The organism is Rhodococcus sp. RD6.2 (assembly GCF_001040705.1).
In the GTDB taxonomy this organism is placed as follows: domain Bacteria; phylum Actinomycetota; class Actinomycetes; order Mycobacteriales; family Mycobacteriaceae; genus Rhodococcus_G.
Genome location: NZ_CVQP01000006.1, coordinates 241,524 through 268,370, shown reverse-complemented (window position 1 = coordinate 268,370; position 26,847 = coordinate 241,524). Strand labels below are relative to the sequence as shown.

The 26,847-nt window shown below is 68.9% G+C and carries 28 protein-coding genes; 17 read left to right on the top strand and 11 right to left on the bottom strand.

Annotation, left to right across the window (positions count from 1 at the left end):
- Positions 1-8 precede the first annotated feature (8 nt).
- Positions 9-485 carry a MaoC family dehydratase gene (locus RHCRD62_RS11425; RefSeq protein WP_050064821.1) on the top strand — a complete coding sequence of 159 codons (477 nt, stop codon included), beginning with the start codon at positions 9-11 and terminating at the stop codon, positions 483-485.
- Between the two features lie 29 nt (positions 486-514).
- Here the strand turns inward: RHCRD62_RS11425 and RHCRD62_RS11420 are convergent, their stop codons facing one another.
- Positions 515-1,132, bottom strand: coding sequence for a TetR/AcrR family transcriptional regulator (locus RHCRD62_RS11420; RefSeq protein ID WP_253277309.1), 618 nt, complete (start codon positions 1,130-1,132; stop codon positions 515-517).
- 224 nt (positions 1,133-1,356) lie between these two features.
- Here RHCRD62_RS11420 and RHCRD62_RS11415 point away from each other — a divergent pair, with 224 nt between their 5' ends.
- A complete protein-coding gene (locus RHCRD62_RS11415; protein WP_050064819.1) occupies positions 1,357-2,904 on the top strand; it encodes an AMP-binding protein in 1,548 nt (515 codons plus the stop codon).
- Positions 2,901-3,899 carry an NADP-dependent oxidoreductase gene (locus RHCRD62_RS11410; protein ID WP_050064818.1) on the top strand — a complete coding sequence of 333 codons (999 nt, stop codon included), beginning with the start codon at positions 2,901-2,903 and terminating at the stop codon, positions 3,897-3,899. The genes RHCRD62_RS11415 and RHCRD62_RS11410 overlap by 4 nt, the downstream gene beginning before the upstream one ends.
- A 61-nt stretch (positions 3,900-3,960) precedes the next feature.
- Here the strand turns inward: RHCRD62_RS11410 and RHCRD62_RS11405 are convergent, their stop codons facing one another.
- The 4 genes from RHCRD62_RS11405 to RHCRD62_RS11390 all read right to left on the bottom strand — a co-directional run bounded on the left by RHCRD62_RS11405 (position 3,961) and on the right by RHCRD62_RS11390 (position 8,904).
- Positions 3,961-4,632: a TetR/AcrR family transcriptional regulator gene (locus RHCRD62_RS11405; protein ID WP_367379640.1), complete on the bottom strand. Its 672-nt coding sequence runs from the start codon at positions 4,630-4,632 to the stop codon at positions 3,961-3,963.
- Positions 4,633-4,762: 130 nt separating this feature from the next.
- Entirely contained in the window at positions 4,763-6,142 is a 1,380-nt protein-coding gene (locus RHCRD62_RS11400) for an MFS transporter (RefSeq protein WP_050064816.1), read from the bottom strand.
- A gap of 138 nt (positions 6,143-6,280) precedes the next feature.
- Positions 6,281-7,930, bottom strand: coding sequence for a class I adenylate-forming enzyme family protein (locus tag RHCRD62_RS11395; RefSeq protein ID WP_050064815.1), 1,650 nt, complete (start codon positions 7,928-7,930; stop codon positions 6,281-6,283).
- The gene (locus RHCRD62_RS11390; protein WP_050064814.1) at positions 7,927-8,904 is read right to left on the bottom strand and encodes a phosphotriesterase family protein; all 978 of its coding nucleotides are present in this window, start codon (positions 8,902-8,904) and stop codon (positions 7,927-7,929) included. The genes RHCRD62_RS11395 and RHCRD62_RS11390 overlap by 4 nt, the downstream gene beginning before the upstream one ends.
- A gap of 126 nt (positions 8,905-9,030) precedes the next feature.
- On the opposite strand from RHCRD62_RS11390, the gene RHCRD62_RS11385 reads away from it, so the two are divergent.
- The 3 genes from RHCRD62_RS11385 (at position 9,031) to RHCRD62_RS11375 (ending at position 11,239) form a co-directional block, all read left to right on the top strand.
- On the top strand, positions 9,031-9,597 hold the full coding sequence (locus RHCRD62_RS11385) for a TetR/AcrR family transcriptional regulator (protein ID WP_050064813.1): 567 nt from the start codon (positions 9,031-9,033) through the stop codon (positions 9,595-9,597).
- Between the two features lie 99 nt (positions 9,598-9,696).
- Positions 9,697-10,491, top strand: a complete 795-nt coding sequence (locus RHCRD62_RS11380; RefSeq protein WP_050064812.1) for a putative protein N(5)-glutamine methyltransferase — start codon at positions 9,697-9,699, stop codon at positions 10,489-10,491.
- A gap of 10 nt (positions 10,492-10,501) precedes the next feature.
- The gene (locus RHCRD62_RS11375; protein ID WP_050064811.1) at positions 10,502-11,239 is read left to right on the top strand and encodes a TetR/AcrR family transcriptional regulator; all 738 of its coding nucleotides are present in this window, start codon (positions 10,502-10,504) and stop codon (positions 11,237-11,239) included.
- 160 nt (positions 11,240-11,399) lie between these two features.
- On the opposite strand, the gene RHCRD62_RS11370 is transcribed toward RHCRD62_RS11375, so the two are convergent.
- Complete coding sequence (locus RHCRD62_RS11370) at positions 11,400-12,383, bottom strand: AurF N-oxygenase family protein (RefSeq protein ID WP_050064810.1); 984 nt, start codon at positions 12,381-12,383, stop codon at positions 11,400-11,402.
- Between the two features lie 122 nt (positions 12,384-12,505).
- Here RHCRD62_RS11370 and RHCRD62_RS11365 point away from each other — a divergent pair, with 122 nt between their 5' ends.
- On the top strand, positions 12,506-12,793 hold the full coding sequence (locus RHCRD62_RS11365; RefSeq protein ID WP_050064809.1) for a DUF1330 domain-containing protein: 288 nt from the start codon (positions 12,506-12,508) through the stop codon (positions 12,791-12,793).
- A gap of 101 nt (positions 12,794-12,894) precedes the next feature.
- Complete coding sequence (locus RHCRD62_RS11360; protein WP_050065232.1) at positions 12,895-14,595, top strand: SulP family inorganic anion transporter; 1,701 nt, start codon at positions 12,895-12,897, stop codon at positions 14,593-14,595.
- 6 nt (positions 14,596-14,601) lie between these two features.
- On the opposite strand, the gene RHCRD62_RS11355 is transcribed toward RHCRD62_RS11360, so the two are convergent.
- The gene (locus RHCRD62_RS11355) at positions 14,602-15,885 is read right to left on the bottom strand and encodes an ion channel protein (RefSeq protein WP_050064808.1); all 1,284 of its coding nucleotides are present in this window, start codon (positions 15,883-15,885) and stop codon (positions 14,602-14,604) included.
- A 212-nt stretch (positions 15,886-16,097) separates the two neighbouring features.
- Between RHCRD62_RS11355 and RHCRD62_RS11350 the strand changes: the two genes are divergently transcribed.
- Positions 16,098-16,586 (top strand): FBP domain-containing protein, encoded by a 489-nt coding sequence (locus RHCRD62_RS11350; protein ID WP_050064807.1) that lies wholly within the window; start codon positions 16,098-16,100, stop codon positions 16,584-16,586.
- A 55-nt stretch (positions 16,587-16,641) separates the two neighbouring features.
- Here the strand turns inward: RHCRD62_RS11350 and RHCRD62_RS11345 are convergent, their stop codons facing one another.
- Complete coding sequence (locus tag RHCRD62_RS11345) at positions 16,642-17,205, bottom strand: NADPH-dependent FMN reductase (protein WP_050064806.1); 564 nt, start codon at positions 17,203-17,205, stop codon at positions 16,642-16,644.
- A 115-nt stretch (positions 17,206-17,320) separates the two neighbouring features.
- Between RHCRD62_RS11345 and RHCRD62_RS11340 the strand changes: the two genes are divergently transcribed.
- Together RHCRD62_RS11340 and RHCRD62_RS11335 are read left to right on the top strand one after the other, a co-directional pair.
- Positions 17,321-17,899: a TetR/AcrR family transcriptional regulator gene (locus RHCRD62_RS11340; protein ID WP_050064805.1), complete on the top strand. Its 579-nt coding sequence runs from the start codon at positions 17,321-17,323 to the stop codon at positions 17,897-17,899.
- A gap of 36 nt (positions 17,900-17,935) precedes the next feature.
- On the top strand, positions 17,936-18,721 hold the full coding sequence (locus RHCRD62_RS11335) for an META domain-containing protein (RefSeq protein WP_050064804.1): 786 nt from the start codon (positions 17,936-17,938) through the stop codon (positions 18,719-18,721).
- A 9-nt stretch (positions 18,722-18,730) separates the two neighbouring features.
- Here the strand turns inward: RHCRD62_RS11335 and RHCRD62_RS11330 are convergent, their stop codons facing one another.
- A complete protein-coding gene (locus RHCRD62_RS11330) occupies positions 18,731-19,285 on the bottom strand; it encodes a nucleosidase (protein WP_050064803.1) in 555 nt (184 codons plus the stop codon).
- Between the two features lie 52 nt (positions 19,286-19,337).
- Here RHCRD62_RS11330 and nadE point away from each other — a divergent pair, with 52 nt between their 5' ends.
- Both nadE and RHCRD62_RS11320 read left to right on the top strand, forming a co-directional pair.
- Entirely contained in the window at positions 19,338-20,177 is an 840-nt protein-coding gene (nadE, locus tag RHCRD62_RS11325) for an ammonia-dependent NAD(+) synthetase (protein ID WP_050064802.1), read from the top strand.
- A 3-nt stretch (positions 20,178-20,180) separates the two neighbouring features.
- Complete coding sequence (locus tag RHCRD62_RS11320) at positions 20,181-20,954, top strand: SDR family oxidoreductase (RefSeq protein ID WP_050064801.1); 774 nt, start codon at positions 20,181-20,183, stop codon at positions 20,952-20,954.
- Here RHCRD62_RS11320 and RHCRD62_RS11315 read toward each other — a convergent pair whose 3' ends face one another.
- Together RHCRD62_RS11315 and moaA are read right to left on the bottom strand one after the other, a co-directional pair.
- Positions 20,955-21,224 carry a MoaD/ThiS family protein gene (locus RHCRD62_RS11315; protein ID WP_084734209.1) on the bottom strand — a complete coding sequence of 90 codons (270 nt, stop codon included), beginning with the start codon at positions 21,222-21,224 and terminating at the stop codon, positions 20,955-20,957.
- A complete protein-coding gene (moaA, locus tag RHCRD62_RS11310; RefSeq protein WP_050064800.1) occupies positions 21,217-22,284 on the bottom strand; it encodes a GTP 3',8-cyclase MoaA in 1,068 nt (355 codons plus the stop codon). Before moaA ends, RHCRD62_RS11315 begins: the two co-directional genes overlap by 8 nt.
- A 133-nt stretch (positions 22,285-22,417) precedes the next feature.
- Here moaA and glp point away from each other — a divergent pair, with 133 nt between their 5' ends.
- The 4 genes from glp (at position 22,418) to RHCRD62_RS11290 (ending at position 26,819) form a co-directional block, all read left to right on the top strand.
- Positions 22,418-23,602: a molybdopterin molybdotransferase MoeA gene (glp, locus tag RHCRD62_RS11305; RefSeq protein WP_050064799.1), complete on the top strand. Its 1,185-nt coding sequence runs from the start codon at positions 22,418-22,420 to the stop codon at positions 23,600-23,602.
- Positions 23,599-24,588: a bifunctional molybdenum cofactor biosynthesis protein MoaC/MoaB gene (gene moaCB, locus RHCRD62_RS11300; RefSeq protein ID WP_084734208.1), complete on the top strand. Its 990-nt coding sequence runs from the start codon at positions 23,599-23,601 to the stop codon at positions 24,586-24,588. Before glp ends, moaCB begins: the two co-directional genes overlap by 4 nt.
- Entirely contained in the window at positions 24,581-24,994 is a 414-nt protein-coding gene (locus tag RHCRD62_RS11295; RefSeq protein ID WP_050065229.1) for a molybdenum cofactor biosynthesis protein MoaE, read from the top strand. Before moaCB ends, RHCRD62_RS11295 begins: the two co-directional genes overlap by 8 nt.
- Before the next feature lie 283 nt (positions 24,995-25,277).
- A complete protein-coding gene (locus RHCRD62_RS11290; protein ID WP_050064798.1) occupies positions 25,278-26,819 on the top strand; it encodes a DEAD/DEAH box helicase in 1,542 nt (513 codons plus the stop codon).
- Positions 26,820-26,847 lie beyond the last annotated feature (28 nt).

The following is a 26,847-nucleotide window of genomic DNA, read 5'->3' as shown; positions in this document are numbered from 1 at the left end:
GGAGAATCATGGATACGACCACCCTTCCCGTCCGCCCCGGTACGGCCATCGACCTCGCCGACCTCGTGGGCAAGGAACTCGGCCCCACCGAGTGGTTCGAGATCACCCAGGAGCGCGTCAACGCGTTCGCGAACGCGACCGGTGACCACCAGTGGATCCACATCGACGTGAAGAAGGCAGCCGCCAGCCCCCTCGGCGGGACCATCGCGCACGGGCTGTTCAGCCTGTCCCTCGGTCCGTACCTGTCGAGCCAACTGCTGGCGCTCGACGGATTCGCCCACGGCCTGAACTACGGGTACAACAAGGTCCGCTTCCCCGCACCGGTCCCCGTGGGCTCGCGAATCCGCATGCGCGTCACCGTCGTCGCGGCCGAGGAGGTCGGCGGAGGCATTCAGATCACGACCAGTCAGGTCGTCGAACGCGAAGGCTCGGACAAGCCGGTGATGGTCGCCGAGTCCGTCGCCCGCGTGGTCGCCGCAGCCTGACACCGAACAGTTCCCCGGCCGAACCCGATTCAGGTGCGGTCGGGGAACTTCAACGCGTTCGCCCACAACCGGGTGAGCGTGTACACCAGCTCCTCCAGGTCGTACTCACGACCGTCGTCGGCCGCTTCACCCGAGACGAATGCCCCGTAGGCCATGCGGCTCACCATCCCGGAGAGAGCGCGCGACGCCGTCACCGGATCGATGTCGGGGTCCGCAACGGACCGCTTCTGCAGCTCGGCGATGCCACGCGCGTTGCGCGCGATGAACGCCTCGGCCCGTTCGGTCCGGAAGCGGCGGAACTCCGGATCCACATGCGCGACCTGCTCCATCAGACCCATGAGCTTCGCATTGCGTTGATACGCGGTCAGATACGCCCGGTTGCTCGCCTCGAGGACCGCATACGGATCGTCGGCGTCGTCCACCCGATCCATGCCGGGATGCATCATGTCGTCGCGGGCCCCTTCGAGCACCGCGGCGAACACCTCTTCCTTGTTGGTGAAATAGGTGTAGAAGGTGCCGGTGGCACAGCCGGCCTCCTTCGTGATGTCGGTGAGCCGGGCGTCGAGATAGCCGTCCCGCTCGAACACGACCCGCGCGGCGGCGACGAGGGCGGCCCGGGTGCGCACCCCGCGCGCCGTGGCGGGCATCTCGCGCGCCGGCGCGGCGGCCACGGACGGGGTCGCATTGCGGTTCTCGGCGGACACGATGGTCTTCATCCTCCCGTTTATACATGAATCTGGCGTCAAGTTCGACGATTCACCTGGGGTTTCTCCACTCGATATTGACGCCGAGTTCAAATCTATGGTCGGGTGAGACCCACGCCACACTCGCACGCGATCACATCACCACCCGATCCGGAAGGTGCACGCCGATGCCCAATCTGCTCGACCCGATCACCCGTCATGCCGCCGCATCCGACACGGCGATCGCCCTGCGCACCGCCGACGGCACCTGGACCTATTCCACCTTGCGGGACAAGTGCCTTCGCTACGCGGGCGCACTGCGCGACGCAGGTGTCGGCGCCGGCGACCGCGTCCTCCTCGTCGCCCCCTCCGTTCCCGAATTCGCGGTGGCGTACATGGCAATCGCGGCCGTCGGCGCGGTGGTCGTCCCGGTCAACACCATGTCGACGGCCTCCGAGGTCGAGTACTACCTCACCGATTCCGGCGCCTCCCTCGCGATCGGGTGGCACGGCCTCGGCCCCGCCGTCCGCGAGGCGGCAGCAGGTATCGGTGTCCCGCAGTGGGACCTCACCGCAGGCGCCGACGTCGGCGCCGGCCCGATCGCCGACGTCGCCGACCGGACCTCCGACGACACTGCTGCCATCCTCTACACCTCCGGAACCACGGGAAAGCCCAAGGGTGCGCAGCTCACCGTCGGAAACCTGTTGGCGGCGGGCGAGATCGGCTCCGCCCTCAGCGGCGGCACTCCGAACGACCGGACCGGAACCGGGCTTCCCCTCTTCCACGTCTTCGGTCAGGCATCCGTCATGATGGCCGCGTTCACCGGAGGCGGATCACTGTCCCTGCTCGGCCGCTTCACGCCCGATGCGATGATCGAGATGATGCGCCGCGACGAACTCACGGTCATGTGCGGCGTGCCGACGATGTGGAACGCCATGCTCCACGCCGCCGCCGACGACCGAGCCGACGGCACCGGTCGTGCCACGCCAAGCGACTTCGCGCACCTGCGCGTCGCCGTGTCCGGCGGCGCTTCCCTGCCCGGCGAGATCGCCCGGGCATTCGAATCCCGTTTCGGCTGCACCATTCTCGAGGGCTACGGCCTCACCGAGACCACCGCGCTCGGCACCTTCAACGACGTCGAACGCGGCGGCAAGATCGGCTACACCGGTGGCGCAGTACCGCGCACCCGGGTCGAGGTCCGCGACGACGACGGCAACCCCTGCCCGGCCGGAACCGTGGGTGAGGTGTTCATCAAGGGCGACACGGTGATGGCGGGCTACTGGAACCGTCCCGACGCCACCGCCGCCGTCCTCACCGACGACGGCTGGTTCCGCACCGGCGACCTCGGCGAGTTCGACGGCGACGGCGATCTGCGCATCGTGGACCGGCTCAAGGACCTCATCATCCGCGGCGGCTACAACGTCTACCCGGGCGAGGTCGAGGAAGTGCTCTACCAGCACCCCGACATCGTCGAGGCGGCCGTCGTCGGGGTCCCCGACGACCACTACGGCGAGGAGGTCGCGGCCGTGATCGCCCGGCGTCCGGGTTCGGAACTCACCGCGGAGGAGGTGATCGCGTGGAGTCGGGAGAAGCTGTCCGCGTACAAGACTCCGCGCATCGTCCGCTTCGTCGACCAGCTCCCCAAGGGCTCGACCGGCAAGATCCTCAAGCGCGACATCGACCGTGCGGAGCTTCGCAGGCACAGCGACGCCACTCTTCGGGCGGCAAGCGCATGAGCAACCGTCAGGTCCGCCTCGCCACTCGTCCCGTCGGCCGCATCGACGACAGCACGTGGTCGATCACCACCGAACCCGTCCCCGAACCCGGCGACGGCGAGTTCGTGGTGAAGGTGGAGTACGTGTCCGTCGATCCGGCCATGCGCGGCTGGCTCGACGACGTCCGCTCGTACGTTCCCCCGGTCGCCATCGGCGCCGTCATGCGTGCGCACGCCGTCGGGCGGGTCCACGCGTCCCGCAACGACCGGTTTCCCGTCGGCACCGCCGTCGCCGGACTGTTCGGCGCCTGCGAGTACGCCCTTTCGGACGGCAGCGACGTGACCGTCGTCGACCTCGATCTCGCACCCGGTCCGACCTGGCTCGGTGCGCTCGGATTCCCCGGGATTACGGCCTATTTCGGGCTGATCGACGTGGGACGGATGAAACCCGGCGACACCGTGCTGATCTCGGGCGCCGCGGGTGCCGTCGGCAGCGTCGCGGGGCAGATCGCGAAGCTCATGGGATGCCGGGTCGTCGGGATCGCGGGTGGACCGGAGAAGTGCGCGTGGCTCACCGACGACCTCGGCTTCGACGCGGCGATCGACTACCGCGCCGGGTCGATCGGTCGGGCGCTGCACGCCGCCGCACCGACGGGGATCGACGTCTTCTTCGACAACGTCGGCGGCGAGATCCTCAACTCGGCGTTGGCCCAGTTGCGAACCCACGCGCGGGTCGTGATCTGCGGTGCGATCTCCGGCTACAACGCGACGGACCCGCAGCCCGGCCCATCCCGCTATCTGTCGCTGCTGGTGAACCGGGCGTCGATGGCGGGCCTCATCGTCTTCGACTACGCCGACCGGTTCCCCGAGGCGCAGGCCGCGCTGTCGAACTGGATCCGCCGCGGCGACCTGATCGCCCGCGAACAGGTGGAGTCCGGTGGCATCGAAGCGTTCGGTCGCACCCTGAACATGCTCTTCGACGGCGCCAACACCGGGAAACTCGTCCTCGAGGTGTAGGCGGCTGCGCCGCTGTGCGCGAGTTCGGTGGCTCCGGCTACCGAACTCGCGCACACGCGCGTCAGCGCCTCGCGATGAGGAGCGCGTTCACCCACAGCCGGGTGGCCGTGCGGACCAACTCGTCGAGATCACCCTCGCCCTCGCCGATCACGAAGTAGGTGAACGCGAGCCGGCTGATCATGCCCGACAGCGCGCGCGATGCGAGCAGCGGATCGATGTCGGTGTCGGCGAGACCACGCGCCTGCAGGGACGCGATGCTGCGAGCGTTACGCCGGATGAACGCCTCGCCCCGCTTCTGCCGCAGGGTGCGGAACTCCGGGTCCACGTTGGCCACCTGCTCGAGCAGGCCCATCAGCTTCGCGTTGCGGCGATACGCCTCGAAGTACGCCCGGTTACTGGCCTCGACGATCGCCGCGGGGTCGTCCTCGTCCTCGACGTGCGGCATCCCGGGATGCATCATGTCTTCCTGCGCGAGTTCGAGAACCGCGGCGAAGATCTCCTCCTTGCTGGAGAAGTACGTGTAGAACGTGCCCGCCGAGCAGCTGGCTTCCTTCGTGATGTCGATCAGCCGCGCGTCGAGATATCCCTCCCGCTCGAACACCGTGCGAGCGGCCGCGATCAGTGCCGAGCGGGTGCGCAGCCCACGTTCGGTGGCGGGAAGCTCACGGAGCAACGCCGAGTTCGCCATCGACGGCGGTACGTCCTCCGGGCCTTCCTCTGTGGAACGTGACATGACCACAGTTATAGCAACGACGCCGGTCAGGCCGATCCACCCGCCCGCCGACACGCGTCGTCCGGGTACCCGGACGACGATGCCCGCCGCACGTGCGCGCGGCGGGCATCGAACCGGATTCGGGGAGGGGTCAGTAGAACTGCGCACCCGGGATCGCGGTCGGATCACGCCGCACCTCGGCCGTGTTCGTCTCGCGCAGCCGCCATGCGGACAGGACGGTCACCAGACCCATCAGCGCGACGAACACCGCGACGAGCGTGGTGGTTCCGGTCCGGGCGATCAGCGCGGTCATGATGAACGGGGTGCCGCCACTGACGGTGATGGCGGCCAGCTGGTACGCCAGTGACGCACCGGAGTACCGCACGTTCGGGGCGAACAACTCCCCCATGTACGCCGCGATCGGACCGTAGGTCATCGACTGGAAGATGCTGCCGACGGTGACCGCGATGAAGAACAGCGCCAGGTTCGCCGTGTTGACGAGCATGAAGTACGGGAACGCCCACAGGACGATCGCGATGCCGCCGGCGATGATCAGGGGACGGCGGCCGATCCGGTCGGAGGCCCACCCCGACAGTGCCACCACCGGCACCGAGATGATGCAGCTGAGCATCGAGATGGTCAGCAGGTCGTTGCGGTTCATGTCGAGTTCGGCGGTGGCGTAGGTGAGCACACCCGCGATCGAGATGTAGAACAGCGAGTTCGTCGCCGCGAGCAGTCCGCAGCCGAGCAGGATGGTGCGCCAGTGCGCCTTGAGGGCCTGCTTCAGCGGCGCCTGGGCCACGACCTCCTTGCCCGCGGATGCCTTCTCCTCGAGCTCCTTGAACTCCGGGCTGTCCTCGACCTTGGTCTGGATGTAGAGGACAACGGGGAAGAGCACCGCGCTCGCGAGGAACGGAATGCGCCACCCCCACGACAGGAACGCGTCGTTCGAGATCGCCGCGGTGGCACTGAGGAATGCGATGTTGCCGAGCACGACGCCGAAGGAGACGCCCATCTGCCCGAAGGTGCCCGAGAAGCCGCGCTTCTTGGGGCTCGCCGATTCGGTGAGCAGGAGGACGATGCCTCCCCACTGGCCGCCGCATGCCAGGCCCTGAACGAAGCGAAGCACCACCAGCAGGATCGGTGCCGCGACCCCGATCGTATTGGCTCCGGGCAGGCACCCGATCAGGAACGTGGCCAGACCCATCAGGAGCAGGCAGGTGACGACGGCGGGCTTGCGACCGAACTTGTCACCGTAGTGGCCGGCGATCAGTCCGCCGAGCGGGCGCGCGACGAAGCCGGCCCAGAACGTACTGAACGAGAGCAACGTCGCCATGAGCGGCGACGAGTCCGGGAAGAACACATGCGGGAACACCAGCGCGGCCGCGGTTCCGTAGAGGAAGAAGTCGTACCACTCGATCGAGCTGCCGACGAGTCCGGCGAACTGCAGTTTGCGATGGGCGCGGGCGCCCTTCTTCGACTCGACGGCGCCGGCGGCTGTGCGCCCGGGGTCGACTGCGGATGTGGTCATCCATCTCTCCTAGATCTCGGTTCACTGGACGATCGTTCAGACTTGACGTCAACTTCAGGTAAGCGAGCGCTTGCCCACTATGGCCGAGCAGACGTGTGATGTCAATCACTCACTTGGGGTAGCTCAGCTGCGCGGCCGTCAGCTTTCACGCAGCGCACGGCGAAGGATTTTGCCGCTCACCGTCTTCGGCAGGTCGTCGCGCACCTCGACAACGCGCGGGCACTTGTAGGCCGCCAGCCGTCCACGACAGAACTCCTGCAGCGCAACGACATCCGCAGTCCGTCCCGGCTTGAGCGAGACCACGGCCTTGACGGTCTCACCGCGGTACGGGTCGACGACACCCACCACCGCTGCCTCGCGGACCGCAGGGTGCTCGTAGAGCACGTCCTCGACCTCGCGCGGCCACACCTTGAACCCGGAGGCGTTGATCTGGTCCTTCTTCCGGTCGACGACGTAGAACCAGCCACCGGCGTCCATGAATCCGACGTCGCCCGTGTGGAATCGACCCGACGGCATCGCATGCTCGGTCTCGTCGGGCCTGTTCCAGTAGCCGCCGGCCACCTGCGGCCCGGTGATCACGATCTCGCCGACGTCGCCGACGGGTACCGGGGCGTCGGACTCGTCGACCACGGACACCACCGTGCCCGACACCGGCACCCCCACCGCGACCGCCCCGGACCCGGGGTCCACCGGCGCCTCCACACCGTGCGGCACGACGACGGCAGGGCTGGTGGTCTCGGTGAGCCCGTAGCCGTTGTGGATGTAGTGCCCGAACTTCGCCCGGAACGCCTCGAGCGCCGCGTGCGGGACGGGGGCACCGCCCGAGTACACCGAGCGCAGGCTCGAGAGCTGCTCGGCGGTGACGGCGTCGTTGTTCGTCCACGCGATGAACACGGTGATCGCACCGATCGTGGCGGTGGCGCGGTGCTCGGCGATCGCTTCTGCGGCAACGAGGGGATGGAACCGGCACGTCAGGATGACGGCGGAACCACTGAGCAGGGGCGCCGCGATGTTGGCGATCAGTCCGGTGATGTGGAACAGCGGGGCCACCGCGTACACCACCGACTCCGGGCCGAGTCGTGTCCAGTCGCGGTAGATCTGGGCGGTGAACACCACGTTGGCGTGGGTGTTCATCGCGCCCTTCGGTGGACCGGTCGTGCCCGAGGTGTACGGCAGGTACGCCAGATCGTCGGGTTCGAGTGGGACGTCGGCGGGCGTGCGGCCACGGAACCGGTCGATCAGCTCGAGCAGGTCGTCCCCGGCGGCGGCTCCGCGTTGCGGGTCGTCACCGAAGATGCGCGGCTCCTCGCGCGTCCGGAAGTCGAGTTCGGATGTGGTGATCACCGACGTGACCGCCGTCCCGGACGACGCCGAGATCACCTCGGCGTGAACCGATTCCAGACAAATCACCACGGCGGCACCGCTGTCGGCGAGAACGGCGTGGAGTTCGCGGTCCCGGTACATCGGGTTGAGCGGCACCACCACGGCGCCGAGCTTCCACGCCGCGAGCACCGCGACGTGGAACTGCGGCACGTTCTGCAGGACGAGCGCGACGCGGTCGCCCTTCCCGATCCCCCGCTCCCCCAGCGCCACCGCGAGCGCGTCCGACATCTGGCCGAGGTCGCGGTAGGTGACGGTGGCGTCGAAGTAGTGGATCGCGGCGCCGCCCGGCGCTCGGTCGAGCGACGCCCGGAACATCGCGAGCGCGGTGTCGAACTCGCTGTGCGCGTCCTCCCGAATGCCGCTCGGGTAGTGCTGCAACCAGATTCGGTCGTCGTAGGCGGTCATGGCGTGACCTCGAAGTAGCGGCGAGGGTTGTCGACCATCATCGTCGCGACCTGCTGCTCGGTGACGCCGCGCAGGGCGAGCGCCGGAATCACGTCGTCGCTGATGTGGGTGAAGTTCCAGTTCGGCACGGCCGCGGCCTTGGCGCCTTCCTCGAACCAGTCGATGAAGCACGCGGCGTCGTGGGCGAGCACCATCCGCTCCGCGTACCCGCGCCGGACCAGCTCGGCGACCGTGTCGACGCGGTTCTCGAACGGCAGCAGGACGTCGAGACCGAACCGGTCCATGCCGAGGTACGAGCCCGCGTCCGCGATACGGCACAGGTAGTCGAGGTCGGTGGAGTCACCAGAGTGACCGATCACGACCTTCGTCAGGTCGACGCCCTCGGACGCGAGGACCTTCTGCGCGACGAGACCGGATTCGGTGTGCGGGTTGGTGTGCACGGTGATCGGGACGCCGGTCTCGACGTGCGCCTGTCCGACCGCGCGCATGACACGCTCGACACCCGGCGTCAGGCCCTGCTCCTCGATGGCGCACTTGAGGAATGCCGCCTTCACGCCGGTGCCGGCGATGCCGTCCCTGATGTCCGTGACGAACATCTCGACCATCGGCTCCGCGACGTCGAACAGCAGGCCGGGGCCGGTGTAGTGAAACTGGAACGGCACGTCGTTGTACGTGTAGATCCCGGTCGCGACGACGATGTTGATGTCGACCTGCTCGTTGATGCGCTGAATGCGCGGAATGTAGCGACCGAGGCCGATGACGGTGGGGTCGACGATGGTGTCGATGCCCCGACCCTTGCACTCGGTGAGTTTCGCGACGGCGTCGGCGACGCGAGCGTCCTCGTCCCAGTGGTTGGGGTAGTTGCCGTAGTTCTGCCGCATCTCCTCGCCGAGTACGAACACGTGCTCGTGCATGAGGGTGGGGCCGAGGGTTGCGGCGTCGACGGAGCCGCGGACGGTCTGGACTTGGGCCATGGAGAGCTCCTCGATGTGACTGGCATCACTCAATGGTGAGACAGTGCGCTAGTCTGTCTCAGGCACCCACGCGCGTCAACAGTCAGATCGAATTGCATGATGTTCCGGCACGTGAGGAGATGACCTATGCGACCCGATGCCGACCGTCGCCGCGCGATCGACGCCGCCACCCGGATCTATCTGGAGGGACTGCCGCTCGACATGTCCTCGCTCGCACAGGAACTCGGCGTCGGACGAGCCACCCTGTACCGGTGGGTGGGCAACCGCGAGGAACTGCTCGCGATCGTCCTCGCCGAGGCCACCGAACGCACCTACCGATGGGCGATCGAACGGGCTCCGGGCAGCGGCGCGGACTTCGTCCTGGACTTCGTCGAGCGCGTCATGCGGACCGTGGACGCCTCCCCGCCGCTGCGGGCTCTGACGAAGCGTGAACCGCTGCTCTTCGCCCGACTCGCCCTGATGCCGGGATCCATCGAGACGGTGTCCGCCCGCATCATGGCCGAGATGCTCGAACGGGAGGAAGCAGCGGGCGCACTCACGCTGGCGCTGTCACCGACCGTCCTCGGACAGGCGATCGTGCGAATCTGCGACGTTCACCTCTACGCGCCACTCCTCGGCGGCGAGACCGCCCAGATCGACACCGCACTCGAGCTCGTCGCCCTGCTCCTCGGAGTATCACGCCGACACCCCTGACACGCCGCACCAAAACCGGATGCGCGCGGCGCCGCGCTGGTCCACCATGGGTACGGCACGATCCACACGTACCCGATCAGTGAGGTTTCGCCCACGCCCATCCAGGAATTCACCCCGACCGATGTCGCCGCGACGCTGCGCGGCGCCGGATGCGTATTCGCCGAGGACGAGGCTCGACTCCTCCTCGACGCCGCGGAGCACGACGACGACCTCGCCGCGATGATCCGGGACCGGGTGTCCGGGCGTCCTCTCGAACAGATCCTCGGATGGGTCGAGTTCCGCGGGCTCCGGATCGGCCTCATGCCGGGCGTTTTCGTGCCGCGCAGGCGCACCGAGTTCCTCGTGAACCGCGCGCTCGCAGCGATTTCGCGCCCGGACGCGGTAGTCGTCGACCTGTGTTGCGGATCGGGTGCGGTGGGCGCCGCCATCGCTGCCGACACGCGGTTTCCGTCGATCGATCTGCACGCGTCGGATGTGGACCCGATCGCGGTGGACTGCGCACGCCGCAACGTCGCCACCGGCGCGGTTCACCTCGGTGATCTGTACGACGCGCTGCCGCGCACCCTGCTCGGCCGCGTCGACCTGCTCGTCGTGAACGCCCCCTACGTGCCGTCCGACGCCATCGCGACCATGCCACCCGAGGCGCGCCTGCACGAACCGCGCTGCGCACTCGACGGAGGAGCCGACGGCGTGGACGTCCATCGACGCGTCGCCGCCGCGGCCCCCGACTGGCTCGCACCCGGCGGGCACCTGATCGTCGAGACCAGTCGGCGGCAGGCCCCTCTCACCGCGGACGCCTGCGCCCGCGCCGGCCTCGCACCTCGGGTGGCCAGGTGCGACGCGCTCGGAGCCACCGTCGTATCGGCGGCGAGGGCGGACGAGTCCTCTCGATAAACTTCCGCACATGGCGACCACCGACCCGGGCCTGCGTGAGGACTCGCAGGCGAGCGGACACGAAGCCCGGTGGGAACAGCACAATTCCGAGCGCCGGTCCCGCATCCTGCTGGCTGCGGTGGAACTTCTCGAGGAGGCGCCGGCAGGCACGGACGTCTCCGTTCGACAGATCTCGGCCCGCGCCGGACTTGCGAAGTCGGTCGTCTACCGCCAGTTCGAGGGACGCGAGGACCTGGACCGGCGCATCAGATCGCACCTGATCGACGAGTTCTCCCGAACACTCGAGGACCGCCTCGACATCTCCCACGGGTCGTTCGAGGAGATCATCGTGCGCACCATCCGCGCCGTGGCCGACTGGATGGTCGACCACCCGAGACTCGACGAGTTCGCCCGCACCGGGCCGACCCACGAGGGCCCGCCGGATGTCGACGCGGTCACCGCCCTCAAACTCCGGATGTCGCAGCGCGCCCAGGAGGTGCTCACCTCGATCGCGAGCCAGGTCGGCGTCGACATCGGGGACGGGATCTTCGACACCCTGCCGTTCGCACTGGTGACGATGGTCGAGGGAACGCTGCGACACTGGGTGCACAACCCGGCCCCGGTCCGCAGCAGAGAGCAGATCGTCGACGAACTGGCGACGCTGACCCGGTACGCACTCGACGGCGCGATCAGGTCCGTCGGACTCACCGTCGATCCGCGCACGGAGCTGACGGAGCTGATCGCGCAGCTGTCGGCCCGGGAGGACTAGGGCGTATCTCCCAATCCTTCTCGGATGCACCTGGTGAAATGATCGTCGTCCTGGAAGGCGGAGGAGAAGCCGATACCGCTGTTGTATCGGCGCCGACGACAACGCATCAGGGCGGCGATCAGGCGCCAGGGGCGCCGAAACGGGGATTGGGAGACATGTCCTATGCGGCCGCGGCCCGGTCGGGTTCGCTGCGGTAGCGGCTGGGCCGCCCGTCGATGGACATCGCCTTCCACAGTCGCTTCGTCACCCGGTTCATCAGGCCCAGTTCCTCGGCGAGGGCGCGCATGTCTCCGAAGTAGCCGGCGAGGATCGTCCGCGAATGCTCACTGCGCCAGAACGCTTCCCGCATCACCTCCGGGGGAACGTCGAACGCCTTGGCGAAAGACTTTGGCGGCGTCATGATTTCACCGGCAAGCCACCGCATCGCGAGGGGGAACGTCACCCCGGCCGCGGCCCGCAGGATCGGTCCCCCATGCGCGAGATGCGCCTTGAGGAACTCGTTGGCGAACGAGATGTGCCGCGCCTCCTCCGCGATGTGGATCTGCATCGTCCGCAGCACGGCGGGCGGCATGGACACGCCTTCGCGGATCAGCGCCTTCTGGTAGTGGTCGATCGGCTCCTCGCCACCGAGAATGCCGATGAACAGGCCCACGGGGACGAACCCGCCGAGCACCCCGATGAACGGGGACGCGACGCGGAAGAAGGGGCGCATCCCCGGGACGTCGACGCCGATCCGATTCACGAGCTCCTGGAACATCTGGATGTGGTTGCACTCCTCCGTCATCTCGTGGAGGCAGTACCGAAACTCGGCAGAACCGTTGGGCAGCTTCATGATGTACTGCATCATTCCGCGGATCAGGATGCTCTCGAACGCCGCGCCGACCTTGATGGAGTTGGCCTGACGCCACTTGCCGATCTCGATCTGGCGGGCCAGGGGCAGCTCGCGATACCACCGGGTCGCGCCGAGCGGGTCGATGGTCGGCGAGAGCACCCACCGCGGATCGTTCGGGTCGATCGCGAACTCCGGCGCATCCCAGGGAATGTCGAGGTACGGATCGAAGCTCCGTCGGACCGATCCCTCGGAGAGAATTCCCAGTGCCTCGACGTAGTTCGTGTCGTGAATCCCGCTGTACTGCATCGTCATCGAATTCTCCCGATCGCCGGCCGACTCGACCGACCCCTCGGGCCGGAACGTCGGCGTCCACTGCGTCCGAATTTACTGGGACTCGTGGTCCCATGCAAGTGTCTCGGGCTAACGTCGTCGCCATGGCGATGTCGTTGTGCTGTCTGTTGTGGGCGCGTCCTGGCCAGGAAGAGGCCCTGATCGCGTACGAGGATCGGGTACTCGCGCTGGTCGCCGAGCACGGCGGACGGGTGCTCCAACGCGCCCGCACCGACGGATCCGGGGATCAACCTCTGGAGATCCAGTTGTTGACGTTCGACTCGCAGGAGGCCCTGGACGGCTACCTCGGCGACCCGCGACGACTCGCACTCGCCGACGAACGGGACCGCGTCGTCGCGCGCACCGAGCTGATGAACGTCACCCTCGACTGAGGGCTGTCTCCCCCTTCTCGATTCCACCCGCAGCGGATGAGGTACCCGGCGGGCAGGATCGGAAGGCTGGCTGCATGGCGCACGGCCCCCGGGGAGTGACGATGAGATTCGCGCGACGCCGAACCCCGCGTTCGGTCGGTGAGGGACTCGGTAAACCGACGCCGCGCGACGTCATGGCCGGGCTTGTCACCGGTCTGTTCTCGATCCCGGAAGGCATGGCGTACGCCAGTATCGGCGGATTCAATCCGGTCGCCGGCCTCTACTCCGGCATGATTCCGACCCTGGTCGGATCGTTCTTCAGCCGCACCGTGCTGATGGTGACGACTCTGACGAGCGCAATCGCACTCTCCTCGCAGAGCGTGCTCACGTCTGCCGGGCTGGACCCGACCGACCCGGCGAACGTTGCGTCGCTGGTGATCCTCGTCGGTCTCGTGATGGCGCTGCTCGGCCTGCTCCGTGCGGGTTCGATCATGAGCTTCGTCTCGAGCGCGGTGATGACCGGCTTCACCACGGGCATCGCCGTGCAGATCGTCGCGGGGGTGCTCGGCGACGCGACCGGCTACGAGACGGATCGGCACAACACGATCGCGAAGATCGTCGACGCGATCGCGCACGTCGGGTCCTGGGAGGGCACGGCGGTGGCGGTGACCGCCGCGACGATCGCTGTGTGGGCCGTGTTCCGGCTGGTGAAACCCGTTGCGTCGCTGGCCACGCTGATCGCCCTCGTCCTCGTGACATCGGTGGTGGCCGTCATCGGCCTGGACGTCGACACCGTCGGCGGCATCGCGGTGATCCCGAACTCCCTCCCGACACCGACCCTGCCCGCGCTGTCGGCGCTCCCGGAACTGCTCGTCGGAGCATTCGCCGTCTCGCTGGTCGCGCTCGCCCAGGCCGCCGGAATCTCGAGCGCGGTCCCCAATCCCGACGGCAGCCGCCCAAATGCGTCCGGCGACTTCGTCGCCCAGGGCGCGGCGAACATCGCAGGCGGATTCTTCGGTGCCCTCCCGACCGGCGGTTCGCTCTCCCGAACCGGCGTCGCGGTGTCGGCGGGTGCACGAACCCGCTGGTCCGGAATCTTCGCCGGGCTCTGGCTGATCGCACTCGTCCTCGTCGCCGGATCGGTCGCCGAGATCATTCCCATGGCGGTGATCGGCGGCCTGGTCCTCGTCATCGGCGTCGAGCTCGTCGCGGGCCGCTGGGCGGACATCCGCCTGGTCTTCCGGACGGCACCGTGGTCGGCCGTCGCCATGCTGATCACCTTCTTCGCGACGACCCAACTGCCCCTGCAGAACGCGATCCTCCTCGGCGCGGTGCTGTCGTTGGTGCTGTACTGCGCGCAGGCCGCGCGAAACGCGAAGCTCGTCGCCCTCACGCCGACCGACGGCGCGCGTTGGCGAGTGGTCGACGTTCCCGCCGAGTGCCCGAGCGATCAGATCACGGTCCTGCACTACGCCGGAGTCGGACTGTTCGCCGAGGTACCCCGGATCGACGAGGCGTGGCCGTCGATCCGGGACACCCGCGGCGGCGTCGTGATCCTCAGCGTCCGGACGATGCCGGACGTCCCGTCGGCAACGGTGATCCGAGATCTGACGCGGCACGCGACCGCGCTCGCCGACAACGGAAGTCTCCTCGTGCTCGCGGGAGTCACCCCCGCATTGGCGCGGATCTTCGAGCACAGCGGACTGACCGAGGTGATCGGCCGCGAGAACGTCGTCGAGTCGACCGACGAGGTCTTCGGTGCACTCGACACCGCCACGGCCCGTGCTCGTGCCTGGCTCGCAGATCACGACGACGGTGCGTGAGTCCTTCTACGTGGTGCCGTTCCTCGACTGCTCGCCCGCGGGGACGGCGATCAACATCTCGCGACGGTTGGCGACGAGCAGCCACAGCGGCAGCACCACGATGCACAGCACCGGGAGGATCCGGATGTCGCCGACGGTCGCCGTGGCCATGAACAGTGCCAGCCATCCGTCCCGCGCAACGACGAGCACCGAACCGAGCACACCGGCGGACACCGCCACGGCGAGCGGAATCGAGGCGACCGCGCTGTGAGCGACGAGACCCGCACCGACCCCGATGAAGACCGCGGGGAAGATCCGGCCGCCGCGGAAGCCGCAACTCGCCGCGATCAGCAGGGCCGCGGTCTTGACGACCGTCACGAGTAGCAGTTGCCCGGTGGACATCCCGGCTGCGTCATCCGTCAGCCGCTTCATCTCGTCGAGCCCCTTGAACAGGGTGATCGTTCCTCCGATCGCGCCGAGAATACCGAGCAGGGCGCCGCCGACAGTGATGGCGATCAAGGGATTGGGCAGCCGGTGGAACAGGTCGTGAGCGATCGGAAACGCGTAGACGGCGGCCAGGCACAGCAGCGCTGCGGCCAGCGCGATCACCGTCCCGCTCACCAGGTCGACGAGGGCAGGTTCCGCGTACGGCGGAACGTTCACGGCAAAGATCGGTTGGCCGAACGCGTCCATGGTCAGTGCGCCCGCTGCCGCGGCCACGAGCGGCGCGAAGAGTTTGTCCCACACCCGGCCACCGGCGGTCGATGCCGCCATCTCGGTGAACAGCAGTGCCGCCGCGACCGGCGTCCCGAACATCGCCCCGATGGTCGCCGCCGCGGCCAACGCGACTGCCACCTCGATGGGAACGGCCCGCCACACCCGTGCCACCACCCACACGGTCAGCGCGGTGTTGATCGCGATGATCGGGTTCTCGGGGCCGAGGCTCACACCCCCTGCCAACCCGAGGACGATGGCAACCGCCAGGCTCGGCAGAACCGACAGCGGAAGCGGCGACCCGACCAGTCCGGTCGTCGCGGGATCCGGGCCGGCGTGCCCCGGGATCTTCCACACGACCAGTCCGACCGCCATACCGATGGCGGTGAGCACCCCGAACGTCCACCACCGAGACTCCGTGGCGACACCGAGCGACTCCGGGAGAACCGTCCACAGCAGGTCCTGGAGGCGGGCGGCGACGGTACTCAGCGCGATCAGGGTCACTGCGCAGCCGACTCCGACGGCGATCGCAGGCACAGCGAGGGCGGCAAGCCGCGCCGCCGTCGGGTTTCCGGGTGCGTGCGCGACGTCGGTCATGGACCCATCTTGGGCTCGGCGCGCGGCGGACCACCTCGCCCACCGAGGGTGACGTGGCGCAGAACTCGCACCGACCGACAAGCCCGACGTCGACTTCATCGTCGTGACCCCCTGAGCGACTACGCCGCGGGAAACCCCGTTGCCCGGCCGACCACGATCGCCGTACCGTCGGACGTGGAAGCCGTTTCCCAGCCGAAGGAGCCACTGCAGTGATGGTGCCCGTCACCGAGGCCGACATCCGGGCGTCGTTCGTCAACTGCTCGAAGGGCGACGCCAAGCGACTGTCGATTCCGCGGGATCTGGGCGATCGCCCCTGGGAGGACCTCGACTTCCTCGGCTGGGGCGACCCGACACTGCGCGGGCGCTGCTACATCGTCGTGCCGCTCGGTGACGAACTCGCAGGGGTCGCGTTCCGCTACGAGACCGGCGGACCCGGCAAGGCCCAGATGTGCGCGATCTGCAAGACCACCCACACCGGTGGCGGGGTCTCCCTGATGACCGCGCAGAAGGCAGGCGAGTCCGGTCGGCGCGGCAACACGATCGGCATCTACATGTGCACGGACCTGGCGTGCTCTCTGTACGCACGCAACAAGCGGCGGCCCACCGCGGGCAATCGCTACCGCGAGACCCTGAGCATCGAGGAGAAGGTGGATCGGGTCCGCGAGAACATCACGTCGTTCGTCACGGGACTGTCCAGCTGACAAGCAAGGCCCGGGTGGTGCACAGTGCACCACCCGGGCCCGGGCACGTCGAGGATCAGGCGTTGACGAGCTCGCCGACCGCGGCGACGAGGCCGGCGACGACGGCACCGACCTGAGCCGCGACCTCGGCGTTCTCCTTCGGGTGCTTGTCACCGAACTTGTCGATGGTGCCGCCGATGGAGATGGAGACGTCCTCGAGGACCTCGCCGCCCGCGATCCGCACGGCCTTGCGGGTGTCCTCGTGGGCCCACTTGGCGGCGTTGCCGGACGGGGACGCGCTGACGACGGCGACCGGCTTGGACTTGATCGCACCGGCACCGTAGGGACGCGAGATCCAGTCGATTGCGTTCTTGAGGACGGCGGGAATGGTGCCGTTGTACTCGGGGGTGACGAGCAGCAGCGCGTCGGCCTCACCTGCGGCGGCGCGCAGTGCGGCGACGGCAGGGGCGACATCGCCGCTGTCCGCGTCTTCGTTGTAGAAGGGGACGTCACCGAGGCCTTCGTAGATCACGACCTCGGCGCCCTCGGGGGCGCCGTGAACGGCCGTCTCGGCGAGCTGACGGTTGACGGAGGCGGCACGCAGGCTGCCGACGAGAACGAGAACACGGGTCTGAGACATTGGATGATCCTTCGGGAGTACGTGCCGTTGTCGAACTACACAGACCCTAACCGGACCGCAGTCCACTTTGTTCCGCGGCGGGTACCATCGCCCCGTGCACCCCACCTCCATCCCGATGGCCGACGACGCCGGAACCGAGCGCTGCGACGCCGCCCGAAACCGGGCGTTGTTGCTGGATGCGGCGGCACTCCTGGTCGCCGAACGGGGGGTCGACGCGGTGACGATGGACGCCGTCGCGGCACGCGCAGGTGTGGGCAAGGGCACAGTCTTCCGGCGCTTCGGCAGCCGATCCGGACTGATGCATGCGCTGCTCGACCACACCGAGCAGGAGCTCCAGCAGGCCTTTCTGCACGGGCCGCCGCCGCTCGGCCCCGGCGCCGGGCCGATCGACCGAATCGTCGCCTACGGCCGCGCGCGGCTGGAGATGGTCGAGGTGCAGGGTGACGTCCTGCGTGCAGTGGAGACGTCACCCGAACTGCGATTCGGTGGACCCGCCCGTCAGGTCAGCCTCGTGCACGTCCTCACCCTGCTGCGCCAGGCCGGAACGTCGGGCGATCTCCCTCTCCTCGCAGAGAGCCTCCTCGCCCCCCTCGAGGCGTCACTAGTGCTGCACCAGGTGCGTGACCTCCACATGCCGATCCACCGGATCGCCGACAACTGGGAAGACCTCGTCCGGCGAATCACGTCGAGGTGAACCGCGCGGACCCCGTGATCACTACGATCTGCGGTCATGCGCATCCTCCGTTCCGCCGCCCTCGCGATCCTGGCGGTCGCTGCCCTCGCCGGCTGCTCGAATTCCCAGTCGGCAGCACCCGAATCGCCGCAGTCGGACCTGCTCGGCCGGACCTTCGTCTCCACCACCGTCGAGGGCACCCCGATCCCCGGCGGCGGTCCACTGACCGTCGAGTTCGCCGAGCCCGATCGCATCGCGGCCACCGCCGGCTGCAACCGCGCAGTGGGAACCGCCGACTTCTCGAACGGCGTCATCGTCACCGGCCCCCTCGCCACCACGATGATGGCGTGCATGGGCGACAACGCGGATTCGGATCAGTGGCTCGCGTCCTTCTTCGCCGCACAGCCCTCCTGGTCGCTCGAAGGCAACACCCTCACCCTGCGGACGGACGAGACGACCGTGACGCTCCTCGACCGCAAGATCGCGCAACCGGATCGGCCCCTGACCGGGACCACGTGGGTGGTCGACACGACGATCACGCCCGACGCCGTCACGTCCTCACTCGCGATCGACAACGCCGCGGCGACGCTCCAGATCGCCGACGACGGCACTCTCTCCGGCTCGACCGGATGCAACTCCTTCACAGGTAAGGCCGGGGTGTCCGGCGAGACGATCACCTTCGGCCCGCTCGCGACGACGAGGCGCGCATGCCCCCCGGATACCGCCGAGGTGGAGCAGGCCGTCCTGGCCACCCTCACCGGAACCGCGACCGCGACAGTCGAATCCGACCGGCTCCAGCTGATGAACACCAACGGGAGCGGCCTGGGACTGCACGCGCAGTAGGCCCGGCCCTCAGTAGTTCGCGTCGAGCCACGCCCCGAGTTGGCGGGCGCTGGCGTCGACCTGCGCCGGCCAGTCCATTGCGGACTCGTCGGCGTTGTCGCTGACGTGCTTGACCAGCCGACACACGGCACCCATCCGAGCGCAGGCAGCCGCGACGGCGAAGCCCTCCATGTCGACCAGGTCGGCGCGGCGGGCCAGTTCGTCGCGCTGCGCCGGGTCGGTGACGAACACGTCGCCGGTCGCGAGTACCGATCCGTCCCCGCCTGGTAGTGAGATCTCTTCCACCGCTGGATAACCCAGGGATCGCAGTACCTCGGCACTGAGGTCGTGGTTGACGACCCGCGACGGCACGTACAGTCCGGAGTGGTGATCGTGCAGCGCGCCTGCGGTACCGACGTTGACGACGACGGGCCGCGCCCCGACCGGGTACCTGGCGAGCGCCTCGGTGACGGCGATCGCGGCGTCGACCTTGCCGATGCCGGTGTGGAGCACACCGAACCGGGCCGGAACATGGGCGGCTTCGACGGCGGTGGCGGAGACGACGAGTACGGGCGCAGAAGTCACGGGCCGACTCTAGCCTTCGCACGTCGACGGGCATCTCGCTAGAGTCACGCGCATGTCCACACTGCGTGCACGAATCCTCGAGGAACTCGGCGCCAAGCCAACCATCGATCCGGCGGACGAGGTGCGTGCGCGCGTCGACTTCCTCAAGGCGTACCTGCGTTCCACCCCGGCGAAGGGTTTCGTCCTCGGTATCAGCGGCGGACAGGACAGCACCCTGGCGGGGCGCCTGTGCCAACTCGCTGCCGAGGAGTTGCGCGGCGACGGCCACGAGGTCGAGTTCGTCGCGGTCCGGTTGCCGTACGGCGTGCAGACCGACGAGCACGACGCGCAGGTGTCGCTGAAGTTCATCGCGCCGGACCGCTCGGTCACCGTCAACGTCAAGCCGAGCGCCGACGCCGCCGCGGCCGAGAGCGCTGCCGGGCTCGCCGAGATCCTGGGCCACGACGGCGAACTGCGAGACTTCGTCCGCGGCAACGTGAAGGCACGCGAGCGCATGGTGGTCCAGTACGCGATCGCCGGCCAACTCGGACTACTCGTCGTCGGCACCGACCACGCCGCCGAGGCGATCACCGGGTTCTTCACGAAGTTCGGCGACGGCGGCGTCGACGTCACACCGCTCACCGGACTGTCGAAGCGGCAGGGCGCCGCACTCCTGCAGCACCTCGGCGCGCCGGAGAGCACCTGGCGCAAGGTGCCGACCGCCGACCTGGAGGACGGCCGTCCGGCGCTCCCGGACGAGGAAGCTCTCGGCCTGCGCTACACCGAGATCGACGACTACCTCGAGGGCCGCGAGGTCACCGCCGCCGTCGCCGAGAAGCTCGAAGCGACCTTCCTGGCCACGCGGCACAAGCGAACGGTGCCGGTGACCCCGTTGGACGACTGGTGGCGGTGACCCATGACCACCGTTCTCGTCGTCGGCGGCACCGGCACGGCAGGGTCGGCCGCGGTAGCTGAACTGGCTTCGCGCGGCGCGGCGGTACGCGTCCTTAGCAGGCACGCCCCGGCCACGCTGCCGTCGGGTGCCGCGCACTACCCCGGCGACCTGCTGACCGGCGCCGGCCTCGCGGAGGCACTCGCGGGGGTGGACGTGGTCGTCAGCGCCGCCAACGGCCAGACCAAGGCCACCCGTCCGGTGTTCACCGACGGTGCCCGCACCCTGACCGCCGCCGCCCGCGACGCCGGGGTGCGGCGCCTGGTGTTGCTGTCCATCGTCGGCGTCGACCGGGTGAAGTTCGCCTACTACGGGGCCCTGGTCGAACAGGAACGGATCTTCACGACGTCCGGCGTGGACACCACGATCGTGCGCTGTACCCAGTTCCATTCCCTCGTGCGGTCCGTGTTCGCGAGCGCGGCCCGCATCGGGATCCTGCCCGCCGTGCGCGGCGCCCGGTTCCAGTCGATCGCGCCGGTCGACGTGGGCAGGGCCCTGGCCGACACGGCGCTGGCGGAGTCCCCCGCCGACCGGATCGAGATCGGTGGGCCGGAACTGCTGTCGATGCGCGACCTCGCGCACACCTGGAAGCGCGTCACCGGCTCGAGGGCCGTGGTGGTCGGACTGCCCGTCCCCGGCGAACCCGGCCGGTTCCTGCGCGAGGGACGCAATCTGACGCCGGAAAACCGGTTCGGCACAGTCACTTTCACAGAGTGGCTGACCGAGAACCGGAACTGATCACCCGCCCGCGAACGGCGGCAGCACGTCCACCTGGGGCAGGGCCACCTCATCGAGGTTTCGGGTCAATTCGTCGCCCTGCAGGAAGGCCGCGACATCGAGCACCCGCTCCATCGCCTGTCCGTGCCGTTCCACCAGCGCGGTGCGGAGCTGCCCGAGGGTGGCGCCGACGGCGATCGTCCACTGCTCCTCGCCGCACCCCGCGGCGTCCGCGGCGGCCGCGAAGTAGCGCACCGTCACCACCGTCGTCGCGTCCCGTACCTCAACCACCGATCGCTCCCATGCTGCGTTGCGGCGGGGCGAACCCGTCCGCGTCGATTCCGTGTCCGGCCCACTTGGTCCACATCGCACCGCGCCACAGGGCCGCGATGTCCTCGTCGGGAGCGCCTGCCCGCAGCGTTCCCCGAAGGTCGATCTCGCTGTCGCTGAACAGGCACGACCGGACCGTCCCCTCGGCGGTGAGCCGAGTCCGGTCGCAATCGTCGCAGAAGTTGCGGGTGACGGAGGCGATGATCCCGACGGTCGCCGGGCCGCCGTCGACGAGCCACTCCTCGGCGGGCGCGGACGGATCCTCCCGCCCCGCCTCAGTGAGCACGAAGCGATCTCCGAGGACGTCGAGCAGGCGCTGCGCGTCCACCATCGTGGACCGGTCCCACGCCTGGTCGGCATCGAGCGGCATCTCCTCGATGAACCGCAGGTGCGCACCCTCGTCCAGGCACCACTGCAGCAGATCGGCTGCGCCAGCGAGGGTTTCGGGCATCAGGACCGCGTTGACCTTGAGCGGGGTCAGCCCGGCGCGGGCGGCAGCCCTGATCCCGGCGAGCACCGAGGGCAACCGGTCCCGCCGCGTCAGTTCCGCGAAGTGGTTGCGGTCGACGGTGTCGAGGGAGATGTTGACGCGGGTGAGGCCGGCGTCGACGAGGCGCTGCGCACGATGTTCGAGGCCGACGGCGTTGGTCGTCATCGACAGCGGAGTCCCCGGGACCGCCCGGGCGCAACCGCCGATGATGTCTTCGAGGTCGCGGCGCATCAGCGGCTCGCCTCCGGTGAACCGCACCTCGCGGACCCCGAGGTCGCGCACCGCGATCGTGACCAGTCGGACGATCTCGTCCGTGGTCAGCAGTCGGGACTGCGGAATCACGGGCAATCCCTCGGCGGGCATGCAGTAGGTGCAGCGAAGCGAGCACTTCTCGGTGATGGAGACGCGCAGGTCACGGGCGACGCGACCGAACCGGTCCACCAGGTCCGGGGTGTCGGGACGATCCGAGGTGTCGACGTGGCTGCGTACGGTGGGCACGCCGATCGACACCGGCCGCACGGTCGCCGTCATCGGATCACCACATCCCACATGTGACCCAGTATGCCGAGTCCGTGTAACGCGGAGGTTATCCACCGCGCGGGTCGCGGTGTCGGACCCTGGCCGTCCGCCGCCTAGGATGGGTCACCACGCCACCGGGAGGGCCATGACCAGCAGATCCGTCGACGAGCACGCCGAGATCGTCCGGCAGTTGCTCGCCCGCGCGCTGGCACCGGCGGGTGAAGCGGTTTCGGTGCCCGACGCGCTCGGCCGGGTTCTCGCCGCCGACGTCCACGCACCGATCGACCTCCCCGTCTTCCGGAACTCGCAGATGGACGGCTACGCGGTCGCCTCCGCCTCGCTGCGCGAGGTCCCGGTGTCGCTGCCCGTCACGGCGATCGTCGCGGCAGGAGACGCCGGGCCGGACCGGCTGGAGGCGGGCACGGCGATCAAGATCATGACGGGCGCACCCGTCCCCCTCGGCGCGGACTGCGTGGTCCCGGTCGAAGACACCGACGCCGGGAACGACCGGGTACACATCCGGGTGGCGCGCAGACCGGGCGAGTTCGTCCGCGACCGCGGCAGCGACGTCACCTCGGGCACCCTCCTGCTTGCAGCGGGAGCCGAACTGACGGCCAGGCATCTCGCGATGCTCGCGGCCGTCGGCCTGGCCGAGGTGACGGTGCTGCGCCGACCCCGATTTGCGGTCATCGCGACGGGCGCCGAACTGATGCCGGCGGGAACCGCACTGGCGCCGGGCCAGATCTTCGAGTCGAACTCCGTCGCGCTGGCGGCAAGCGTGCGCGCCAACGGCGGTGACGCCGTCCTCGTCGACCACAGCACGGACGTGCCGGACCGCTTCCGCGAACTGCTCCACCGGGCGGTCGAGGTCGCCGACGTCGTGATCACCTCCGGCGGAGTGTCGATGGGCGACTTCGAGGTGGTCCGTGAGGTCTTGACCCCGCTCGGCGGCTGGTTCGGCCACGTGGCGATGCAGCCGGGCGGACCACAGGGCCTGACCACGGTGCAGGGTGTGCCGGTGCTGAGCTTCCCTGGGAATCCGGTGAGCACACTGATCTCGTTCGAGGTGTTCGCGCGCGCCGAACTGCGACGCCGCGCCGGACTCGCCCCACTGCCTGCCGACTACGCGCCACTCACCACCCCCGTCGAATCCCCCTCGGGTAAGCGGCAGTTCCTCCGCGGCAGGCGGGTGGCCGGCGGTGTCACACTCGAGTCGGGACCGGGCTCGCACCTGGTGGCGGCACTCGCCCGGGCCGACGTACTTCTCGACATTCCGGAGGACGTGACGACGATGCAGGCAGGAGACGACGTGCGGGTGTGGGAGCTGTGAGCGGAGATCTGACTCATCTCGACGACGAGGGCCGGGCGCGGATGGTCGACGTCAGCGCCAAGGCCAGCACCACCCGCATCGCGGTTGCGGCGGGTGAACTGCAGACCACACGCGAGGTGGTCGCCCTGGTCCGGGCGGACGACATGCCCAAGGCCGACGTGCTCGCCACCGCACGGATCGCGGGCATCGCGGGCGCGAAGCGCACCTCGGAACTGATCCCGCTGTGCCACCAGCTCGCCCTGTCGTCGGTGAAGGTGGAGTTCGGGTTCACGGAGTCCACCATCACCATCGAGGCCCGGGCCAAGACGACCGGCCAGACCGGCGTGGAGATGGAAGCACTCACCGCGGTCGCCGTTGCCGGGCTGACGCTGCACGACATGGTCAAGGCCGTCGACCCCGCCGCGGTTCTCAACGGGGTCCGGCTGCTGACGAAGTCCGGCGGCAAGCGCGGAAACTGGGTTCGCGACGACGAGAAGCCCAGCGCGACAGTGGAACACACCGAGACGTCCGGCAGGTCGGCAGCGGTGTTGGTGGCGTCGACGGGTGGTGCCGCCGGAACCCGCGAGGACACCACCGGCCCGGCCCTGACCGGCTGGCTGGAAGGACTCGGGTTCACCGTTCGCGGACCACTCGTCTACGCGGACGCGGACATCGACGCCGGACTCGCCGACGCACTGCGCGGTGGACCGGCGCTGGTGATCACCACCGGTGGCACCGGTGCCTCGCCGACAGACCGCACCCCGGAGGCGACCGCGGCGGTCCTCGACCGCGAACTCCCCGGACTCGCGGAAGCCATGCGCCGCAAGGGAACCGAAAAGATCGCCCACGCATCGCTCAGCCGAGGCCTCGCCGGCCTGGTCGGGGGCACCGTCGTCGTCAACCTCCCCGGGTCTCCCGGCGGCGTGCGCGACGGAATGGCAGTACTGGAGCCGATTCTCGATCACCTGCTCGCGCAGGTCGCGGGTGGAGGAATGCACGATGAGTGAACTGCTGGCAGCGATCTCCGACCAACCGCTCGATCCCGCAGCGGTTGACGCCGCCGTCGCCGGGCCGGAGCACGGCGCCGTGGTTCTGTTCTCGGGCGTGGTGCGCAATCACGACGAAGGACAGTCCGTCACCGCGCTCGAGTACTCCGCGCACCCCGACGCGCAGAAGTTCCTGCGCCGTTGCTGCGAACAGGTTTCCGAGGAGTCCGGTCTCCCGGTCGCCGCGGTACACCGGGTGGGGGCGTTGACGATCGGCGATCTGGCGCTGGTCGCCGCCGTCGCCGCGCCGCACCGCGCGGAGGCGTTCGCGGCGTGTTCCCTGCTCGTCGAGCGGATCAAGGCCGAGGTGCCGATCTGGAAGCGTCAACACTTCACCGGCGGCGTCACCGAATGGGTGGGTCTGTAACCCTTCGCGTTTCGGTGCTCCGCTCGGGCGAGCACCCCTCCCGGAGTGTGACCCAGGCAACGGCAGGCACCCTCGACTGTCGGCTATGCTGGCCTCACTGGGCGTGAGCTTCACGACGCCAGCCGTCGTGGATCGGTTTTCACGTGCCAGGCACGAACTCTTCTTACGGCGATCGATATTGCCCACCGGCAATCTCGCCACCCTTGTGCCTACGCCGCATACGGACCTTGCCGGTCCTGTGCTGCCCGGCGCAACCCGATGCCTGAAAGGCACTCGTACACACATGACAGCGACTTTCGCCGAACTCGGCGTGCCCGCTCCCCTCGTGACAGCACTTTCCGGCGCTGGAATCACCGCGCCGTTCCCCATCCAGGTCGACACGCTCCCCGACACCCTCGCGGGCCGAGATGTCCTCGGCCGCGGCAAGACCGGCAGCGGCAAGACCCTCGCCTTCTCGATTCCGATGGCCGCCCGCCTTGCCGGTTCGACCGCCTCCAAGCGTCGTGCGAGCCAGCCCCGCGGACTGGTGCTGGCCCCGACCCGCGAACTCGCGACCCAGATCACCGCGACGCTCGAACCCCTCGCCGCCGCCGCCGGACTGCGCGTGACCACGATCTTCGGTGGCGTCTCCCAGCACCGGCAGGTCAAGGCGCTCGAAGCGGGCGTCGACATCGTGGTGGCCTGCCCCGGGCGACTCGAAGACCTGATGAAGCAGCGCCTCGTCTTCCTCGACGCCGTCGAGATCACCGTCCTCGACGAGGCGGACCACATGGCCGACCTCGGCTTCCTGCCCGGTGTGACCCGCATCCTCAAGTCCACGCCCACCGGGGGTCAGCGACTGCTGTTCTCGGCGACCCTGGACAACGGCGTCGACGTCCTCGTCAAGAAGTTCCTCCACAACGAGGTGCTGCACTCGGTGGACGAGGCGAACTCGCCTGTCGCCGCGATGACGCATCACGTCTTCGACGTCTCGGGCGCCTCCGACAAGAAGGACCTCGTGCACAAGCTGGCGTCCGGCACCGGTCGCCGAATCCTGTTCATGCGCACCAAGCATCAGGCACGCAAGCTCGCCAAGCAGCTCACCGAGGCAGGCATCCCGTCGGTGGACCTGCACGGAAACCTGTCGCAGAACGCCCGCGACCGCAACCTCGCCGCCTTCTCCTCCGGTGAGGCCCGCGTGCTCGTCGCCACCGATGTCGCCGCCCGCGGCGTCCACGTCGACGACGTGGAACTGGTCGTGCACGTCGACCCGCCCGCCGAACACAAGGCGTACCTGCACCGTTCGGGCCGCACCGCCCGCGCGGGCAGCGCCGGTGACGTGGTCACCGTCGTCCTCCCCGAGCAGCGCAAGGACCTCGCGTTGCTGATGCGCAAGGCCAAGATCACGGTCACGCCGCAGCAGGTCACCGCGAACTCGGCCGCCGTCACCGACCTGGTCGGCGAGATCGCGCCGCACGTGGTTCCCGCACCCAAGCCGGTGGCACAGCCGTCGGGTCAGGGTGGCGGCCGCCGCGGTGGAGGCCAGCGCAGCCAGGGCGGCGAGGGCCGCGGGCCGCGCAGGCAGCAGGAGTCTCGGGGCACCGAGTCCGAGAGGCGTGGCGGCGCAGGCGGTTCCGCGACCCGCTCTTCCGGCGGCCGGGGACGCGGCCGGGGTGCCGCGGCGGGCGCCGCGGGCAACGGCCGGAACGGATCGACAGGGGGCAGCCGAACGGCCGCAGGCGGCAACAACCGCGGCCGCTCGTCGGAACCCGTCACCGTCTACAGCAGCGAGACTCCCGGAGGCGGCGGCGACAACCGGCGTCGCCGACGCGCGACGCGTCCGTGACACTGCGCGCGACGCGTCCCTGATCCAT